This window comes from Moraxella bovis, assembly GCF_002014975.1.
GTDB classification, from domain to species: domain Bacteria; phylum Pseudomonadota; class Gammaproteobacteria; order Pseudomonadales; family Moraxellaceae; genus Moraxella; species Moraxella bovis.
On sequence record NZ_MUXV01000076.1, the window covers coordinates 1 to 599 of the forward strand.

Sequence of the window (599 nt, forward strand, 5' to 3'; positions counted from 1 at the left end):
ATTACTCAATCGGCTTTAAAGGTTGTACCACATCGGCATTTTGCCCACGATGACGCAAATAATGGTCAAGTAGGACAATGGCAAGCATCGCCTCGGCAATCGGTGTGGCTCGCACGCCCACACAAGGGTCATGACGACCTTTGGTAATCACGCCTGTCGCCTCGCCGTCTAGGTTTATTGTCTTGCCTGCGGTGGTGATACTGGCGGTCGGTTTTAGGGCAATGGCGACACGAATGGTCTGCCCGCTACTAATCCCACCCAAAATCCCGCCTGCGTGATTGGCGCAAAAGCCCTCAGGGGTCAACTCGTCTCGGCTTTCATGTCCAAACTGCTCGGCAACGCCAAAGCCATCGCCAATCTCCACGCCTTTGACGGCATTGATAGACATCATCGCATGGGCAATATCGGCATCTAGGCGGTCAAAAATCGGCTCGCCTAAGCCCACAGGGACATTTTCAGCAAAAATCTCTAATTTCGCCCCACAGCTTGTGCCTTGTTCACGCAAAGACGTAACCAATTTTTCAAAGCGTGGTATAGCGTCAATATCTCCGCAAAAAAACGGGTTTTGGTTTACAATATTCGGCATTGTTAAACTAAAA

General features: G+C 50.4%; 1 protein-coding gene. It reads right to left on the bottom strand.

What is annotated here, in order from left to right; translation table 11 throughout:
- Position 1: 1 nt before the first annotated feature.
- Positions 2-599: chorismate synthase (locus tag B0182_RS13010; protein WP_143821759.1), on the bottom strand; the 598-nt coding region annotated here is incomplete at its 5' end.